Source organism: Micromonospora sp. WMMD1076 (assembly GCF_029581475.1).
GTDB lineage: Bacteria > Actinomycetota > Actinomycetes > Mycobacteriales > Micromonosporaceae > Micromonospora > Micromonospora aurantiaca.
Map to the genome: position 1 here is coordinate 2,340,568 of NZ_CP120862.1, position 17,438 is coordinate 2,358,005.

At 72.9% G+C, this 17,438-nt stretch carries 18 protein-coding genes; 14 read left to right on the forward strand and 4 right to left on the reverse strand.

What is annotated here, in order from left to right; translation table 11 throughout:
• Positions 1-52 precede the first annotated feature (52 nt).
• Positions 53-1,648, reverse strand: coding sequence for an NAD(P)/FAD-dependent oxidoreductase (locus O7622_RS11435; protein ID WP_282313325.1), 1,596 nt, complete (start codon positions 1,646-1,648; stop codon positions 53-55).
• A 68-nt stretch (positions 1,649-1,716) separates the two neighbouring features.
• Between O7622_RS11435 and O7622_RS11440 the strand changes: the two genes are divergently transcribed.
• Both O7622_RS11440 and O7622_RS11445 read left to right on the forward strand, forming a co-directional pair.
• Positions 1,717-2,136: a ribosomal protein L7/L12 gene (locus O7622_RS11440; protein WP_282313326.1), complete on the forward strand. Its 420-nt coding sequence runs from the start codon at positions 1,717-1,719 to the stop codon at positions 2,134-2,136.
• A gap of 105 nt (positions 2,137-2,241) precedes the next feature.
• A complete protein-coding gene (locus O7622_RS11445; protein ID WP_282313327.1) occupies positions 2,242-3,411 on the forward strand; it encodes an alkaline phosphatase PhoX in 1,170 nt (389 codons plus the stop codon).
• A gap of 10 nt (positions 3,412-3,421) precedes the next feature.
• On the opposite strand, the gene O7622_RS11450 is transcribed toward O7622_RS11445, so the two are convergent.
• Positions 3,422-4,264, reverse strand: coding sequence for a YhjD/YihY/BrkB family envelope integrity protein (locus O7622_RS11450; protein ID WP_282313328.1), 843 nt, complete (start codon positions 4,262-4,264; stop codon positions 3,422-3,424).
• Between the two features lie 51 nt (positions 4,265-4,315).
• On the opposite strand from O7622_RS11450, the gene O7622_RS11455 reads away from it, so the two are divergent.
• From O7622_RS11455 to ispG, 5 genes are all read left to right on the forward strand, one after another.
• A complete protein-coding gene (locus tag O7622_RS11455; RefSeq protein ID WP_282313329.1) occupies positions 4,316-4,861 on the forward strand; it encodes a GNAT family N-acetyltransferase in 546 nt (181 codons plus the stop codon).
• A gap of 144 nt (positions 4,862-5,005) precedes the next feature.
• A complete protein-coding gene (locus tag O7622_RS11460; protein WP_282313330.1) occupies positions 5,006-5,368 on the forward strand; it encodes a hypothetical protein in 363 nt (120 codons plus the stop codon).
• Positions 5,369-5,390: 22 nt separating this feature from the next.
• The gene (dxr, locus tag O7622_RS11465) at positions 5,391-6,605 is read left to right on the forward strand and encodes a 1-deoxy-D-xylulose-5-phosphate reductoisomerase (protein WP_282313331.1); all 1,215 of its coding nucleotides are present in this window, start codon (positions 5,391-5,393) and stop codon (positions 6,603-6,605) included.
• Positions 6,602-7,849 carry a site-2 protease family protein gene (locus tag O7622_RS11470; RefSeq protein ID WP_282313332.1) on the forward strand — a complete coding sequence of 416 codons (1,248 nt, stop codon included), beginning with the start codon at positions 6,602-6,604 and terminating at the stop codon, positions 7,847-7,849. Before dxr ends, O7622_RS11470 begins: the two co-directional genes overlap by 4 nt.
• Positions 7,850-7,858: 9 nt before the next feature.
• Positions 7,859-9,031 carry a flavodoxin-dependent (E)-4-hydroxy-3-methylbut-2-enyl-diphosphate synthase gene (ispG, locus tag O7622_RS11475; RefSeq protein WP_282313333.1) on the forward strand — a complete coding sequence of 391 codons (1,173 nt, stop codon included), beginning with the start codon at positions 7,859-7,861 and terminating at the stop codon, positions 9,029-9,031.
• A 107-nt stretch (positions 9,032-9,138) separates the two neighbouring features.
• Here ispG and O7622_RS11480 read toward each other — a convergent pair whose 3' ends face one another.
• Positions 9,139-9,462: a hypothetical protein gene (locus tag O7622_RS11480; protein ID WP_282314109.1), complete on the reverse strand. Its 324-nt coding sequence runs from the start codon at positions 9,460-9,462 to the stop codon at positions 9,139-9,141.
• A 419-nt stretch (positions 9,463-9,881) separates the two neighbouring features.
• On the opposite strand from O7622_RS11480, the gene O7622_RS11485 reads away from it, so the two are divergent.
• Both O7622_RS11485 and O7622_RS11490 read left to right on the forward strand, forming a co-directional pair.
• Positions 9,882-10,679 carry a helix-turn-helix transcriptional regulator gene (locus O7622_RS11485; RefSeq protein WP_282313334.1) on the forward strand — a complete coding sequence of 266 codons (798 nt, stop codon included), beginning with the start codon at positions 9,882-9,884 and terminating at the stop codon, positions 10,677-10,679.
• Positions 10,670-10,876, forward strand: coding sequence for a DUF397 domain-containing protein (locus tag O7622_RS11490; protein WP_282313335.1), 207 nt, complete (start codon positions 10,670-10,672; stop codon positions 10,874-10,876). Before O7622_RS11485 ends, O7622_RS11490 begins: the two co-directional genes overlap by 10 nt.
• 85 nt (positions 10,877-10,961) lie before the next feature.
• Here O7622_RS11490 and O7622_RS11495 read toward each other — a convergent pair whose 3' ends face one another.
• Positions 10,962-11,549, reverse strand: a complete 588-nt coding sequence (locus tag O7622_RS11495; RefSeq protein ID WP_282313336.1) for a PadR family transcriptional regulator — start codon at positions 11,547-11,549, stop codon at positions 10,962-10,964.
• Positions 11,550-11,669: 120 nt separating this feature from the next.
• Between O7622_RS11495 and O7622_RS11500 the strand changes: the two genes are divergently transcribed.
• From O7622_RS11500 to O7622_RS11520, 5 genes are all read left to right on the forward strand, one after another.
• On the forward strand, positions 11,670-12,896 hold the full coding sequence (locus O7622_RS11500) for an MFS transporter (RefSeq protein WP_282313337.1): 1,227 nt from the start codon (positions 11,670-11,672) through the stop codon (positions 12,894-12,896).
• Between the two features lie 64 nt (positions 12,897-12,960).
• Entirely contained in the window at positions 12,961-13,800 is an 840-nt protein-coding gene (locus tag O7622_RS11505; RefSeq protein WP_282313338.1) for a DUF4081 domain-containing GNAT family N-acetyltransferase, read from the forward strand.
• 93 nt (positions 13,801-13,893) lie between these two features.
• Positions 13,894-14,601, forward strand: coding sequence for an ATP-binding cassette domain-containing protein (locus tag O7622_RS11510; RefSeq protein WP_282313339.1), 708 nt, complete (start codon positions 13,894-13,896; stop codon positions 14,599-14,601).
• Positions 14,598-16,748, forward strand: a complete 2,151-nt coding sequence (locus O7622_RS11515; RefSeq protein ID WP_282313340.1) for a YhgE/Pip domain-containing protein — start codon at positions 14,598-14,600, stop codon at positions 16,746-16,748. Before O7622_RS11510 ends, O7622_RS11515 begins: the two co-directional genes overlap by 4 nt.
• 10 nt (positions 16,749-16,758) lie before the next feature.
• Entirely contained in the window at positions 16,759-17,352 is a 594-nt protein-coding gene (locus tag O7622_RS11520; RefSeq protein ID WP_282313341.1) for a TetR/AcrR family transcriptional regulator, read from the forward strand.
• The last annotated feature ends 86 nt before the right edge of the window (positions 17,353-17,438 follow it).

Here is a 17,438-nt window from a genome sequence, read left to right on the forward strand (position 1 = left end):
TTGTTAAGAAGGGGCCCTTCCTCTACCGGAGGCGTTAATAAGGGGCCCTTCCTTACATCTCGGCGAGGATGCGGCGGGCCGCGTTGTGCCCGGCCGCGCCGATCACGCTGCCCGCCGGATGGCAGCCGGCGCTGCCCGCGTACACGCCGTCCACACCCGTGGCGTACGGCATCCGGTCGGTGAACGACACCGTGTTGTCGACGTGGTGGATGTGCCCGCCGGTGATGCCGAAGTGCGCCTCGATGCCGGGCGGTGGCAGCGGCACCGCGTCCGCGACCAGGTCACCGGCGCCCGGGGCGTACCGCTCGCAGATCGCGAGCAGCCGCTCCACGTAGCCGGGCAGCGCCGCGTCCCAGGTGGTGCCGGCCGGCTGGTAGGGGACCGACTGCACGAACAGCGCCGACGAGTGGTGCCCCGCGTCGTCGGACAGCGACGGGTCGACAGTCGTGTGCAGGTACCACTCGATGGTCGGCTCGTCCGGCAGCCGCCCGGCCCGTACGTCCGCCCACATGCCGCGCAGCGCCGCCATCGGCGACTCGCCGCCGTCGCCGACGAGCGACGCCGAGCCGGGCAGCAGGTGGATGGTCGACCCGAACGGGCTCGGCGCGTCGTCCGGCAGGCAGGAGAAGCGCGGCAGCCCGGTCAGCGCCAGGTTGAGCTTGAGCGTGGTGCCGGGGCGGCGGACCGCCGTCATCCGCGCGCCCAGCTCGGCCGGGAGCGCGCCGTCGGGCAGCAGGTCCATCAGCCGGTACGGGTCACAGGCGCCGAGCACCACCGGGGCGTCCACCTCCCGGCCGTCGGCGAGCGTCACCCCGGCGGCGGCGCCGGAGGCCAGCCGGATCGCGGTCACCGGCGCGTCGGCCACGATCCGCGCCCCGGCGCGCACGGCGGCCTCGGCGAACGTGCGGGACACCGTGCCCATGCCGCCCCGGGTGATCATCCAGGTGCCGTCCGCGCCCGGCAGCCGGCACATGTTGTGCACCAGGAAGTTGTGACCCGTCCCGGGATCGTCCGGGCCGGCGTTCAGCCCGGACAGGCCGTCGGTGACCGCGTACATGCTGACCAGCAGCTCGGAGCGGAAGTCGAAGCGGGCCAGGTGGTCGGCGACCGAGCCGCGCACCAGGTCGACGAAGACCTGCCGCAGCGCGGGCCGCACGTAGCGTTCGGCGGTCTCCTCGACCGGCAGCGGCTCGGCCAGCCACGCCGGGGCGAGATCCTCCCGGAGCTGGGCCAGCTCGGCGTGCAGCGCGTCGTCGGCGGCGACGTCGGCGGGCGAGAACATCTCCGCGAGCTGCCGCCGGCCGGCCGCGACGTCGCTGCCGGCCAGCAGGTACGGCGAGCCGAGCCCGCCCGGCGTGGGCAGGAAGTAGTGCGGGTCGCGGCGCAGCACCGGGATGGTCACGTCGAGCGTAGCCAGCAGCTCCGGCGGCATCAGCCCGAGCAGGTACGAGCCGGTGGAGTGACGCAGCCCCGGCACCTTCGGGAACGGGTTCTCGGTGCGGGTCGCCCCGCCGATCACCGCTGACGCCTCCAGCACCAGCACGTCCAGGCCGGCACGGGCCAGCAGGATCGCCGAGACCAGGCCGTTGTGCCCGGCGCCGACCACCACGACGTCGGCGCGGGACGGCAGCTCACTCGCGTCGCTCATGGGACCGGAGCGTAGCGGCGACGGGTCCCGTGCGGGAGGGTTCGCGGCGGGGCGCTACCGTTCCCGGCATGTCCCCGGCTGTCCAGATCGCGCTCGCGGTGGCGCTCGTCGTGGTGGTGCTCCTTCTCCTGCTCGTGCTGCGGCGCGACCGTCCCCGGGACCTGGTCGCCCCTGATCGCCCGGCCGGCGACGGGCAGGCCGAGGTGCTCCGGCTGGCCCGCGCGGGGCGTACGGTCGAGGCGGTCAAGGTGCTGCGCGAGCAGACCGGGCTGTCGCTGCTGGACGCGAAGCGGGCGGTGGACGCGCTGGCGGCCGGCGGATCCTGGTCGCCCGGCCCTCCGGCGCCCGGAAAGGGCGTCGACGAGGCGGTGCGGGCCGAGGCCGCGCGGCTGCTGTACGGGGGCAAGAAGATCCAGGCGATCAAGGTGGTACGGGAGCACACGCACATGTCGCTCGCCGACGCCAAGCGGTACGTCGAGGGCCTCTGACGGCCGGACGGCAGTCACCGGGCGTTCACCCTACAGTGGCAGTTGTCGATGCATTTCCGTCCTACCGTCGATGGGACACCCGCCGCCTCCGGGAGGTAATCCCCGATGGATCGTCGTACCGTCCTGCGTGCCACCGTCGCCGGTGGCGCCGCCGCTCTCGCCGGTGGTCTCTGGGCCGTCGCTGCCGCCCCGGCCCAGCCCGCCCAGCCCGGCCCCGGCCCGTACGGCGACCTGCTGGCCGCCGACGCCAACGGCCTCCAGGTGCCGGCCGGCTTCACCGGCCGGGTGATCGCGCGTTCCGGGCAGCGCGTCGCGGGCACCTCGTACACCTGGCACCCGGCACCGGACGGCGGCGCCTGCTTCCCGGCCGGCGACGGCTGGATCTACGTCTCCAACTCGGAGGTCCCGCTCGTCGGCGGCGCCTCGGCGGTGCGGTTCGCCGCCGACGGCGCGATCGCCGCCGCGTACCGGATCCTCGGCGGCACGAACGTCAACTGCGCCGGTGGGCCGACCCCGTGGGGGACGTGGCTGTCCTGCGAGGAGGTGCCGCTGGGCCGGGTCTTCGAGACCTGGCCGGAGGGCGGCCGGTCCGGCGAGGAGCGGAGCCGGATGGGCCGCTTCAAGCACGAGGCGGCGGCCTGCGACCCGGTGCGGCGGGTGGTCTACCTGACCGAGGACGAGGGGGACGGCTGCTTCTACCGGTTCGTCCCGGACACCTGGGGCGACCTGCGCACCGGCCGGGTGCAGGTGCTCTGCGCCCCGGACGGCCAGGTGACCGGGCCGGTGACCTGGCGGGACCTGCCGGACCGCGACGGCTTCCCGGTGCCCACCCGCTACCAGGTCGGCGCTGCGCAGACGTTCGACGGCGGCGAGGGCTGCTGGTACGCCGACGACACCTGCTGGTTCACCACCAAGGGCGACAACCGGGTGTGGGCGTACGACGCGGTGAACCAGCGGCTCGACCTCGCGTACGACGACTCGCTGGTGCCGGCCGGGGCCGCGCCGCTGACCGGCGTCGACAACATCACCGGCACCGCGGGAGGTGACCTCTACGTGGCCGAGGACGGCGGCAACATGGAGATCAACCTGATCACGCCGTCGGGCGTGGTGACCCCGTTCCTGCGGCTGCTCGGCCAGTCCGCGTCGGAGCTGACCGGGCCGGCGTTCTCCCCGGACGGCAGTCGCCTCTACTTCTCCTCCCAGCGTGGCACCAGCGGCGCGCGGGCCGGGACCGGCGGCATCACGTACGAGGTGCGCGGCCCGTTCCGGCGCTGACCCACGGCCGTCAGGCGCGGGCCGCCTCCCGGGCGGCCCGCCACCGGCTCGCCGCCAGCGTCGCGGAGTAGCCGGACAGCACGATCACGTGGAACAGGTACAGCCAGAGCAGCACCGCCACGCCGCCGCCGATCTCGTCGAAGCCGCCGAACGGCACGCCCAGATGCAGCGGCAGCGAGCAGAACAGCACGAAGCCGTGCAGGAAGCCGGACAGGTTCGCCGCCGTGAACGAGCCCAGGCCGACGGTGGCGAGCCAGTCCGGGGAAGCCGGGCCGACCACCCGGAACACCCAGATCAGCACCGGCGTGAGCACCAGCCACACCGCCAGGAACGACAGCACCACGCCGAGCGCGCCGACCCAGCCGCCCTGGCGTACCAGCCGGGTGGTCAGCGGCAGTCCCAGCAGGATCGACAGCAGCAGCGCCGGGGCCGGCGCGAGCAGCGGGAGCAGCAGCAGGCGGCCCCGCCAGCCGACCAGCGCGCCGGACTCGGCGCGCGGCTCGGCCACCGAGACGAACGCGCGGCGCAGCCCCTCCCCGTAGAGCGAGGCAGGCAGCAGCGAGGCCAGCGCCAGCAGCGGGGTCAGCCCCAGCCCGGCCTCGACCAGCGCGGCCGCCGCCCGGTGTGCGCCGATGTCGGTGGGCAGCGTGTCGATGGCGTACCCGGTGAGGCGGCGAACCCGGTCCGCCCCGGCGAGCAGCCCGGTCAGCCAGATCGCCAGCAGCGCCACCGGCACCACGGCGATCGCGCCGTAGAACGTGATCGCGGCGGCGTGCAGCGACAGGTCCCGGCCGCGGACCGGCCGGAACGCCGCCGCCGTGATCCGCTTCGCCCGATCCCACCCGCCGCCCATCGCCCTCTCGTTCCCCGTACGATCGCGCGCCACGCATTACGATCCGGCGGCATGACGATCGCCACTACCGACCGGCTTGTGCTGCGGGACTGGACCGAGTCGCCGGACGACCTGGCCCGCGTCTACGACATCTATTCCCGGGACGAGGTGATGCGCTGGCTGGGCGGCGGCATGGGGCGGATGACCGACCCGTCCGAGGCGCGCGAGCGGGTCCGGATGTGGCACGAACGCTGGGCGCCGTACGCCGGCCGCTGGGGCCTGTGGGCGATCGAGCCGCGCGACGGCGGCCCGCTGGCGGGGAGCATCCTGCTCAAACCGCTACCGGGACGCGACGGCGTCACCCTCACCGACGACATCGAGGTCGGCTGGCACCTGCACCCCGACGCCCAGGGCAACGGCTACGCGACCGAGGCGGCCCGCGCGGTGCTGGAACGCGAGTTCGCCACCGGCACCCCGAGGGTGTACGCGGTGGTGATGGCCGGGAACGACCCGTCGATGGCGGTGGCCCGGCGGCTCGGCATGACGCACGCAGGCGTGCGCACCGACTGGTACGGCGGCGCCGAACTGGAGACCTTCGTCCTGGAGCGCCCCGCCTGACCGTTCGGCGGAGCCGCTCCCGCCCCGGCGATCATGAAGTTGGCGGCGACGAATCGGACTGCCGACGCCGCCAACCTCATGATCGGCGGCGTGGTTGGTCGGCGCCGGCCCCGACCGGCCAGCGGCGGCGCGGACGGGAGCCCAGTGGCGGGGTCGGTCGAACGTGAGTTGCCGTATCGGCTGCACCGGGCCGCCCGGCGTACCGGGCTCTGGGTCTACCCCGAGATCAACCTGATCTCCGGGACGGACCTGTTCACCCCCGGCATCGCCGTGCTGCGCTCCTCGGGCGGTGGCCGAAGCGCTGTCGACATCGGTCAGGCTGTGCTTCTCGGTGAGATAGTTGCGCCCGGCAACCGGCGTACGGACGTGATCGACCGGCCGCCGGCCGCCGCGGACGTGATCGACACCGGTTCGCCGAGGTGGTGGCATCGCGGTAATCCTGATGCCGCCACCTCGGCGAAGTGGAGTCGATCATGCCGGCGGGCACTCCGGGACGAACCGGGGTGAGGCGCTGGGGAACAATGGTGCGGTGACCACTCCCCGAGATCTCGTGCTGCTCGGCTCGACCGGCTCGGTCGGCACCCAGGCCATCGACATCGTCAAGCGCAACCCGGACCGCTTCCGGGTGGTGGCCCTCGGCGCGGGTGGCGGCAACGTGGAGTTGCTCGCCGCGCAGGCGCTGGAGCTGGGCGTGGAGGCGGTCGGCGTGGCCCGCGCGTCCGCCGCGCAGGATCTTCAGCTCGCGTTCTACGCCGAGGCGAGCCGGCGTGGCTGGGCCACCGGCGACTTCAAGCTGCCGAAGATCGTCGCCGGGCCGGACGCGATGACCGAGCTGGCGCAGTGGCCGTGCGACGTGGTGCTCAACGGCGTGGTCGGCTCGCTGGGCCTGCCACCGACGCTGGCCGCGCTGCACGCCGGGCGTACCCTCGCGCTGGCCAACAAGGAGTCCCTGGTGGCCGGCGGCCCGCTGGTCAAGGGCGCGGTGACGCGCCCGGGGCAAATTGTTCCGGTGGACTCCGAACACTCGGCGCTGGCGCAGTGCCTGCGCGGCGGCGCCCGGGGCGAGGTGCGGCGGCTGGTGGTCACCGCCAGTGGCGGCCCGTTCCGGGGGCGGCGGCGTGACGAGCTGACCGCCGTGACGCCGGAGCAGGCGTTGGCGCACCCGACCTGGAACATGGGCCCGGTCGTCACGATCAACTCCGCCACGATGGTCAACAAGGCGCTGGAGGTGATCGAGGCGCACGAGCTGTTCGACGTGCCGTACGCGGACATCGAGGTGATGGTCCACCCGCAGTCGGTGATCCACTCGATGGTCGAGTTCGCCGACGGCTCGACGCTCGCCCAGGCCAGCCCGCCGGACATGCGGCTGCCCATCGCGCTGGGGATCGGCTGGCCGGACCGGGTGTCCGGCGCGGCCGCCGCTGTCGACTGGACCACGTCGCACACCTGGGAGTTCTTCCCGTTGGACGACGCGGCGTTCCCGGCTGTCGCGCTGGCCAAGGCGGCGGGCGAGGCCGGGCGGTGCCGCCCGGCGATCTACAACGCGGCGAACGAGGAGTGCGTGGCGGCGTTCGTCGCGGGCCGGCTGCCGTTCCTCGGCATCGTCGACACCCTCCAGCGGGTGCTGGAGGACGCTCCCGATTTCGACGAACCAGGTACCGTCGAGGACGTGCTCGCCGCCGAGTCGTGGGCACGGGCGCACGCCCAGGAGATCATCGTCGGGTCGGTGGAAGGAGCTCGATGAGCTATCTGCTCGGGGTGGTGCTGTTCGCCCTGGCGATCCTCATCTCGGTGAGCCTGCACGAGGCGGGGCACATGCTGACCGCCAAGGCGTTCGGGATGAAGGTGACCCGCTACTTCGTCGGCTTCGGCCCGACGCTGTGGTCGTTCAAGCGGGGCGAGACCGAGTACGGCATCAAGGGCATCCCGCTCGGCGGCTTCTGCAAGATCGTCGGGATGACTCCGCAGGACGACGACGTCGAGCCGGGGGACGAGAAGCGCGCCATGTGGCGCTACCCGGTGTGGAAGCGGACGATCGTGATGTCCGCGGGCTCGATCACCCACTTCGCCCTCGCCCTGATCGCGCTCTGGATCATCGCCGTGTCGGTGGGGCTGCCGAACCCGAAGTTCCCCAGCACCGAGGCCGGCTTCCGGGCCGAGCCGGCGGTGATCGCCATCGCGCCGTGCGTGGTGGTGGAGAACGCGGCCCGCGCCTGCGAGTCCGGCGACCCGGCCAGCCCGGCCGAGACGGCCCAGCTCAAGAACGGCGACCGGATCACCGCGGTGAACGGCAAGCCGGTCTCGACCTGGGGTGACATGCTCGACGTGGTCCGGGCCACCCCGCCCGGTACGGCCACCGTCGCCTACGTGCGTGACGGCAATCCGGCCGAGGCGCGGGTCGACCTGGCCTCGGTGCAGCGTCCGCCGCTGGGCGACCCGAAGGGTGCCACCTCGGCGGTCTCCGCGCTCGGCGTGGCGCTCTCGCCCAGCACCCCGGCCAGGGTCGAGTACGGCCCGGTCGCCGCGTTCGGCGCCACCGCCGACTTCACCGGCACCATGGCCGTGCAGACCGCGCACGCCATGCAGCGCATCCCGCAGAAGGTGCCCGCGCTGTGGAGTGCGATCACCGGCAGCGAGCGCGACATGGACACCCCGATCAGCGTGGTCGGCGCCACCCGGCTCGGCGGTGAGGCCGTGGAGAACAACGCCTGGCTGGTGTTCTTCATGCTGTTCGTGTCGCTGAACTTCTTCATCGGCGTGTTCAACCTGCTGCCGCTGCTCCCGCTGGACGGCGGTCACATCGCCATCGCCTGGTTCGAACGGGCGCGCTCCTGGCTGTACGCGCGCATCGGCCGCACCGATCCGGGCCGCGTCGACTACCTCAAACTCATGCCCGTCACGTACGCGGTGATCCTGATCGGTGGCGCGTTCACGCTGCTGACAGTCACCGCTGATGTCATCAACCCCATCACGCTCTTCTCAAGGTGAGTGCCTGAAGTGACCGCTGTCAGTCTCGGTATGCCCCCCGTACCGCCGCCGCCGCTGGCCCCGCGCCGGGCCAGCCGCCAGATCATGGTCGGTTCGGTGCCGGTCGGTGGCGGCGCGCCGGTCTCGGTGCAGTCCATGACCACGACCCTCACCGCCGACGTCAACGCCACGCTCCAGCAGATCGCCGAGCTGACCGCGTCCGGCTGCCAGATCGTCCGGGTCGCCGTGCCGTCGCAGGACGACGTGGAGGCGCTGCCGGCGATCGCCAGGAAGTCGCAGATCCCGGTGATCGCCGACATCCACTTCCAGCCGAAGTACGTCTTCGCGGCGATCGACGCCGGGTGCGCCGCGGTGCGGGTGAACCCGGGCAACATCCGGCAGTTCGACGACAAGGTCAAGGAGATCGCCCGGGCCGCCGGTGACGCCGGCACGCCGATCCGGATCGGTGTGAACGCGGGCTCGCTGGACAAGCGCCTCCTGGCCAAGTACGGCAAGGCCACCGCCGAGGCGCTGGTCGAGTCGGCGCTGTGGGAGTGCTCGCTGTTCGAGGAGCACGGCTTCCGGGACATCAAGATCTCGGTCAAGCACAACGACCCGGTGGTGATGATCCGCGCGTACCGGCTGCTCGCCGAGAAGTGCGACTACCCGCTGCACCTCGGCGTCACCGAGGCGGGTCCGGCGTTCCAGGGCACGATCAAGTCGGCGGTGGCGTTCGGCGCGCTGCTGGCCGAGGGGATCGGCGACACCATCCGCGTCTCGCTGTCCGCCCCGCCGGTCGAGGAGATCAAGGTCGGCGCCGCGATCCTGGAGTCGCTGGGCCTGCGCGAGCGTGGCCTGGAGATCGTCTCCTGCCCGTCCTGCGGCCGGGCACAGGTCGACGTCTACAAGCTGGCCGAGGAGGTCACCGCCGGGCTGGAGGGCCTGCCGGTGCCGCTGCGCGTCGCGGTCATGGGCTGCGTGGTGAACGGCCCGGGTGAGGCCCGCGAGGCCGACCTCGGTGTGGCCTCCGGCAACGGCAAGGGCCAGATCTTCGTCAAGGGCAAGGTCGTCAAGACCGTGCCCGAGGCGCAGATCGTGGAGACGCTGATCGAGGAGGCGCTGCGGATCGCCGACGAGATGGGCGCCGAGATCCCCGAGGAGCTGCGCGACCTGGTGCCGGGCGCCACTGTCACCGTGCACTGATCCGATCCCGCGTCGCCGTGCGGCCGTCCCCGAGACAAGGGGACGGCCGCACGCGCCGTCTCAGGGCCGGGCGCGACGGCGAAGTGCGGCTCCGCGGCGGCGCACTATCAAGTTCTGCCCGTGATCGGTCGCCGGAACGGACCCCAGGAGACGAAGCGGTCGAACATCTCGCGTGGGCTCTGCCCGTCGTGCGGGTTCAGGTGATAGAGGTCCCGCATCGCCTCGAACATCAGCCCGGCCAGGTAGATCGACAGGCCCGGTTGGTTGTCCTCGTACTCGGCCCGGAGCAGGAGGCGGGCGTCCGGGCACGGCCACGGGTTGCCGCACGACCGGCACGCCCACACCGGGCGCAGTGGTGTGTGCGGCGGGACCGTCTCGGTGCGGTAGCGCGGCCGGTCCGGCGTGGGGCCGGTGGACGGGAACGGCAGCATGGACGAGATCACCACCGGCCCCCGTTCGCCCGGTACATCTGGGCCGGTGTCAGGTTGCCGGCGCGGCCCGGACACGTGGTCGGAAAGAGGTCGGTCGGGGCGGTGGCCCACGCCGGGCGCTGTGGTGCCGGGCGCGGGCCGGGCTTCGGCGAATCGGGGTCACGGTGCCAGAAACGGACTCGCACGGGTGGTCTCCTTCGTGTCGATGATCGTGCGGAGCCGCCCCGCCCCTTCCCGGGACGGCTCCGCTCGGTTCCGCCCCCGGCTTGTGCTCCGCAAGCGGTTCCGCTGGTGACACTCTCGGTGACGCGGCATACGATCGGAACACTCTGGGCTGTCGACAAGAGACTGTCGGTCACTCCCGAGTGGCGTCGGAGTTGATCTACCCGAGACGAGAGAGGGCGAGGATTTCCGTGAGCATGTCCCCGTACGAGTTCCTGCTCCGGGAGATTCGCCTCGCCCGCACCGCCGCGAACCTGACCCAGGACGGCCTCGGAGAGCGCATCCACTTCTCGCCGCAGAAGGTCAGCGCCATCGAGACGGGGCGTGCGCCCTTGACGGCTGAGCTGATCAATCTGATAGACGACGCGACAGCGGGAGCGGGCCGGCTCGTCAGGATGTGGGACGACCTCGTCAAAGACGGTTCCGCGCCGACGTGGCTACGCGAATGGATCGAGATCGAGCGCGAAGCGGTCGCGCTGCGTTGGTACGAGCCGGCCTTCGTCCCCGGCTTACTTCAGACCGAGGCATACGCGCGGGCGGTACTGGGAGCTGGCGGTCTATTACAGGTTGACGAGGTGGAGGGGCGTGTTCAGTCACGGCTAGAGCGCCAATCGATCCTGACGCGCGAGCGCCCGCCGAGTCTCTACGCCGTCATCGATGACGCGGTGCTGCGGCGGACCGTTGGCGGAGACCGCGAGCTGATGCGCGCCCAGCTAGAGCACCTGGCGGCCTGTGCGGAGCGGCCCCACGTTCATATTCACGTTGTACAGGCTGGCAACGAACTCTATCTTGGTCTCGCCGGGGCTTTCATCATCGCCGAGATGGCGGACGCGGTCCGTTACGCGCATCTGGACCACCAGGTACGCGCACAATTCGTTGATCGTCCGGACGACATTGCTACCGTGCAAGCTGCATGGGATGCTGTGTGCGGCGAACAACTCCCACGGCGGCATTCACTGGACGTCATCAAGGAAGCTGTGAAGACATGGACGTGAACAGCACCGCGCCGCAGTGGCGGACGGCAACCTACAGCAGCACCAACGGTGGGTCGTGCGTGGAGGTTGCCGACAACCTCGCCGGGGTCGTCCTGATCCGCGACACAAAGGACCGCGCGGGCGGCACGCTGGCCTTCGGTCCGGCCGCCTGGCAGGGTTTCGTGGACCTCGCGAAGCGCATCGGACCCGTCGGCTGATTCGGCACCGGCGAAAGCCCCCGGCATACGTCGGGGGCTTTCGCGTGTCCGGGCCGGACGCGGTGACGCGGGGGCCGCAGCACCCTCACTCGGACTCGGCGAGGATGGCGTAGAGCTTGCGCCGGGTCTCGTCCAGCACCTGGGCGGCCCGGGCGCGCTGGTCGTCGGTGCCGGTGGTCATCACCTGCCGCAGCGCCTGCATGGCCTGCGCTCCGGCGTCGCGGATGTCGTGCCAGCTGTTGACGGTCTGCTCGGCGAACTCCGCCCACGGCGGGGCCTGCGCCGCGCCGGCCGCCTCGGCCTGGCCCGCCTCGGTCAGCGCGAACCGCTTGCGCCCGCCCTCGGAGTCGGCGGCGGTGGCGATGAGCCCCTCGTCCTCCAGCAGTTGCAGCGTCGGGTAGATCGAGCCGGGGCTGGGCCGCCAGGCCCCGCCGGTGCGGGAGTCGATCTCCTGGATCATCTCGTAGCCGTGCATCGGCCGTTCGGTGAGCAGGGCCAGCACGGCCCCGCGCACGTTGGGCCGCCGTCCGCGTCCCCGGCCGCCCCGACCCCGCCCGTGACCGTGGGGTCCGGGGGAGAAGGGCGGCGGACCCGGGGGTACGGGCGGGAAGCCGAAGCCGCCGTGGCGGCGCATCTCGTCGTGCATGGCGTGCATGCGTCGGTGGAAACCCATCAGGTTCTCCTTCTGTCGTCGTATCACTGATGCATCAACGATATATCGGCAATGCATCGCCGACAAGGCGTTGAGTGAACCGAACTGCAAACCGTACGTACGTCTTGCTAAGGTGCCGGTGTGCGCCTGCTTCCCGAACCCGGGCCGTCCCGGACCCTCGCCCTCTCCACGCTCGTCAACACCGTCGGGCGGGGCACCTGGCTCACCGCCAGCGCGTTGTTCCTCACCCGCTCGGTCGGGCTCACTGTGGCCCAGGTCGGCGTGGCGCTCACGCTCACCGCGCTGGTCAGCCTGGTGGCCAGCACGCCGATGGGCTACCTGGCCGACCGCCTCGGCCCGCGCGGGTTCCAGATGGCCGCGCTGCTCGCCTCGGCCGCGTGCACGGCCGCCCTGGTCGCGGTGCGCTCGTTCACCGGCTTCCTGGTCGTCGGCGTGCTGATGGCGGTCGCCGACGCGGGCGTCCGTGGCGCCCGGGGCGCGCTGATCGCCGGCGCCGTCCCACCCGACCAGCGGGTCCGCACCCGCGCCTACCTGCGCGCGGTCACCAACGTCGGGATCTCGGTGGGTACGGTCCTGGCCGGGTTCGCGCTCGCCGCCGACACCCGTGGCGCGTACGTCACGCTGATCCTGCTCGACGCCGCCACCTACGTGCTGGCGGCGGCGGTGCTGCTGCGGCTCCCGCCGGTGCCGCCGATGCCCGCCCCGGCGCACGGGCCGCGGCTGATCGCGCTGCGGGACCGCCCGTTCCTCGCCTTCACCGTGCTGGATGGGCTCATGTCCATGCACTTTTCGCTGATCAACATCGCATTGCCGCTGTGGATCGCCGGGCACACCAGCGCGCCGAACTGGCTGATCTCCGTCTGCCTGCTCGTGAACACCGTGGTGGTGATCCTGTTCCAGGTCCGCGCCTCGCGGGGCAGCGAGGACCTGACCGGTGCGGGCCGGGCCGCCCGGCGGGCGGGCGTCCTGCTCGCTGCCGCCTGCGCGCTGTTCGCCGCAGGTGGCGGCGTACCGGTGGCGGTGGCGGTGCCCCTGCTGCTGGCCGGTGCGCTGGTGCACGTGGTGGGGGAGTTGTGGCACGCGGCGGCCGGCTGGGGCATCTCCTTCGGCCTGGCCCCGGCGCACGCGCACGGGCAGTACCAGGGCGCGTACGGGATGGGCATGCAGCTCGGCTCGATGGTCGCCCCGGTGGTGGTGACCACGCTCGCGATCGGCTGGGGTGTGCCCGGCTGGCTGGTGCTCGGCGTGGTGTTCCTGCTGCTCGGCGCGCTGGTGCCGCCTGTGGTCCGGTGGGCCGCCCGGACCCGGCCGGCCGCGCCCGAACCGGTGCCGGTGCCGGCCGGTTGAGCGCCGTGCGGCAGGTGCCCGGTCGGCCCGCGCACGCCGGGGTGGATCTGGCAGGCTGGTAGCCGTGCTCACCATGCCGGTACGCCAACTGGGGGAGTCGGAGCGCCGCGCGGTCGAGCGGCTGCTCGACCTCGACCCGTACGCCGGCGCGCAGGTCGCCGAGCGGGTGGCGGCACGCGGGCTGGCCTGGTGGCGGGCCGAGGCGCGGATCCTCGGGTACGGCTCCCGGCGGCACCTGGAGTCGATCTGCTGGCTGGGCGGCAACCTGACCCCGGTGCTCGCGTCCGAGTCGGCGGTGACCGCGTTCGCCGACCAGCTGAGCGCCGAGGAGCGGCTCTGCTCCTCGATAGTGGGCCGGGCCGACGCGGTGCTCGGGCTCTGGGACCGCCTCTCCGCGCACTGGGGGCCGGCTCGGGACGTACGCCCGAACCAGCCGTTGCTGGCGACGGACGCGCTGCCCGCCGTGGCGCCCGACCCGGACGTACGGCGGGTGCGCGGCAGCGAGGTCGACCGGCTGTTCCCGGCGGCGGTGGCGATGTACACCGAGGAGGTCGGGGTGTCGCCGCTGGCCGAGGACGGCGGGCGCGGCTACCGGCGGCGGGTGACCGAGCTGGTGCGCGCCGGCCGCGCCTACGCCCGCTTCGTCGACGGGCGGGTGGTCTTCAAGGCGGAGCTTGCCGTGGTGACCCGCCGGACCGCGCAGGTGCAGGGCGTCTGGGTGGCGCCCGAGTGGCGCGGCCGGGGCATCGCCGCCGCCGCGATGGCCGCAGTGGTCCGCGACGCGCTGGAACGGGTCGCGCCGACCGTGAGCCTCTACGTCAACGACTTCAACCTGCCCGCCCGCCGGGTCTACGAGCGCTGCGGCTTCCGCCCGGTCGGCACGCTCGCCACAGTGCTGTTCTGAGGATCACTCCCGACAGACGTCCCGAACCGGACACCCGGCGCTATGCTGGGCATGTTTTTATACTGACTAGTCAGTTCTGAATTCGGGAGCGGAATGAACATCGTCGAGGCCGTCGGCCTGGGCCTGCGTACCCACCGTGGCTGGGTCTACCGGGACGTCGACCTCACCGCCGCGAGCGGTGAGCTGCACGCCGTCACCGGCCCGCCCGGCAGCGGGCGCACCTCGCTGCTGCTCGCGCTGGCCGGGCGCTTCCCGCACAACCACGGCGAGCTGCGCCGCCGGGGCCCGGCCGCACTCGGCCAGGTGGCGGGCGTGCACGAGCCCGACCCGACGCTCACCGTCGCCGAGCACATCACCGAACGCCTGCTGCTGCTCGGGCCGGTGCCACGCCGCCGGCGCCGCCTCGTGCCGGTGGCAGCGGTCCGGGCCCGCCGGGCCTACCGCCGCGACGCCTACGCCGCCGCCATCGCCGGCGCCGGACTCACCGACGCGCCACTCGACCCCGACCGGTACGGCCGCGACCTCACCCCGGTCGAACGTCAGGTGCTCGGCCTGGTGCTCGCCAGCCTCGGCGGCCCCAGCCTGATCGTCGCCGACGACGTGGACGCCGGCGCCGACCGCCCCGAGCGGGAGTGGATGTGGGGGGCGCTGGAACGCCTCGCCGACCAGGGGTACGCGGTGGTCGCCAGCGCCCGCGCCGTCGAACCCGGGGTGGCCGCCACCGTGCACCGCGTCGGCGACCCGGCCCTGCCCGTCCCCGCCCTGACCGTGCCCACCGAGCCCGCCGAGGTGCCCGCATGAGCGTCCTGCGACTGGCCCTGTTCGAGCTGCGCCGGATGACCCGGGGCCGGCTACCGCGCGCCGCCCTGGCAGTGCTCACCATCGTCCCGCTGCTCTACGGCGCGCTCTACCTGTACGCGTTCTGGGATCCCTACGGGAAGATGGACCGGATTCCGGTCGCCCTGGTCAACGCCGACCGCCCGGCCACCGCCGGTGACGGCAGCGAGGTGCACGCGGGGCGCGACCTGACCGAGAAGCTGCTCGACCGCAAGGTGTTCGGCTGGACCGTGACCGACCAGGCCGATGCCACGAAGGGGCTGCGCGACGGGCGCTACCACCTGGTCTTCTCCATCCCGGAGGACTTCTCCGCCACCCTCGCCGCCGGCCCGGAACCGGACCGCCCGGCCCGGCGGGGCGAGCTGAAGGTCGTCAACGACGACGCCACCAACTACCTCTCCGGCCTGCTCGCCCGGTCGGCGTTCAGCGAGATCCGGGCCGCCGCCGCGCAGAGCACCGCCGCCACGTACTTCGACAAGATGCTGATCGGCTTCACCGACGCCAAGGCCGAGACCGGCCGCGCCGCCGACGGCGCCGGGAGGATCGCCGACGGGCTCGGCAGCTCCCAGCAGGGCGCGGGAAGGATCGCCGACGGGCTCGGTGACGCCGAGGACGGCGCCGGGCGGCTCGCTGGTGGACTCAACCAGTCGGTCCAGGGCGCGGACAAGCTCGCCAAGGGCCTCGACCAGCTACGGACCGGCGCCGCCCAGCTCGCCGACGGCGCCGGGCGCGCCGCCACCGAGACCACGGCGGCGGCGGCCACCGTGAACGCCGCAGCCGACAAGTACGAGCCGGTGCTGCGCCGCAACGCCGACAAGATCGAGAAGGCGGCCACGCTCGTCGCCGACGGCGCGCAGCAGCTCGCCGCCGGGCTGGACGCGCTACCCGGCAAGGCCGCCGAGGTGGTCGCGACCGCCGAGGAGGTCGGCGACCGGCTCGACGCGGTCGCGAAGGAACACCCCGAGCTGGCCGACGACCCGGACTTCGCCGCCGCCCGCAAGGCCGCCGACCGGGCCGCCACGCAGGCCCGTTCAGTGGTGGCCGCGCTGGACAGGACCGACATGGCCACGTTGCGCAGGCAGATGACCGACGTGGCGAAGACCGCCCGCGAGGTGGCCGCCGCCGCGCCGCACCTGGCCGACGACGTCGCCTCCGCCCGCGCGAAGGTCAACGAGCTGGCCGGCGGGCTCACCACGCTGGCGCAGGGCAGCGCCAAGCTCCGCGACGGGCTGGGCGACGCGTCGACCGGCGCCGACCAGTTGCGCGGCGGCCTCTACCGGCTCGCCACCGGCGCCCGCCAGCTCGACGGCGGCCTGGCCCAGCTCGGCAGCGGCAGCAACCGCCTGGTCGACGGGCTGACCCGGCTGGAGGGCGGGGCCGGCGACCTCGCCGACGGGCTCGCCGCCGGGGAGCGGAAACTACCCGGGTACGACGACGCGACCACGCGCGCGGGCGTCCTCGGCGACCCGGTCGGCCTGATCCGCGACTCGCAGAACCCGGCCGGCTCGTACGGCGTGGGCTTCGCCCCGTACTTCCTGTCGCTGGCGCTCTGGGTCGGCGCGATGATCACGTACATGCTGTTGCGGCCGGTCAACCGGCGGCACGTCATGTCCGGCGCGCCCGGCTGGCGGGTCGTGCTCGCCGGGTGGCTCCCGGCCGCCGGCATCGGCCTGGCCCAGGTCACGGTGCTCTACACGGTGGTGACGCTGGCGCTCGGGCTCGACCCGAGGCACGGCCCGGCCACGTTCGGGCTGCTCGCCCTCACCTCGCTGGCGTTCACCGCGATCATGCAACTGCTCGGTGCGGCGCTCGGCCCGGCCGGGCGGCTGGCCGCGCTGGCGCTGCTGATGCTCCAGCTCACCTCGTCCGGCGGCACCTATCCGGTGCAGACCTCGCCCGGCTTCTTCCAGGCGATCCACCCGTGGCTGCCGATGACGTACGTGGTGGACGGCCTGCGGCACACCATCAACGGCGGTACGACCGCCCCGGTGGTCACCGCCGCGCTGGTGCTGCTCGTGTTCGGGCTGGGCGCGATGGCGCTCACCGTCGGCGCGGCCCGCCGGTCCCGTCGGCTGACCCCGTCGAAGCTGCACCCCGAACTGACCATGTGAGGATGAGCCGGTGACGGACGGACGGACACGCCGGCGCGAGGACACCCGCCAGCGCCTCTTCGTGGCGGCTGTGGACCTCATCGCCGAGCGGGGCTTCTCGGCCACCACTGTGGACGACATCGCGGCCCGGGCCGGTGTGGCGAAGGGGACCGTCTACTACAACTTCGAGTCCAAGACCGTCCTGTTCGAGGAACTGCTGCGGCACGGCATCGGCCTGCTCACCGCCGAGTTCCGGGCCGCCGTCGACGGGCTGCCTCCGCTGGAGGCGCTCGGCGCGCTGGTCCGCGCCCAGCTGGAGTACATCCGCCGCTACCGCGCCTTCGCCCAGCTCCTGCTCTCGGAGATGTGGCGGACCAACAGGGAGTGGCAGCAGACGCTGCGGCTGCTGCGCGGCGAGGCCATCGCGGTGATCGCCGACACGGTGGAGGCCGGGGTGGACAGCGGTGACCTCCCCGCCGACCTGGACGTGCGTACCGCCAGTTCGGCGCTGTTCGGCGTCGGGCTGGTGGTGGCCGTGGACTGGCTGGTCTTCTCGCCGGAGCGGCCGATCGACGAGGTGCAGGAGTCGCTGCTCGGCATCGTCAGGCGGGTCGCCCGGACCTGACCGGCGGTCGGTAATTCGGTTGATTCCGGGCCGCCGGACGGGTGAGGGTGGGGGCACCGCCCTCACCGATCCGAGTCCGGAGGACC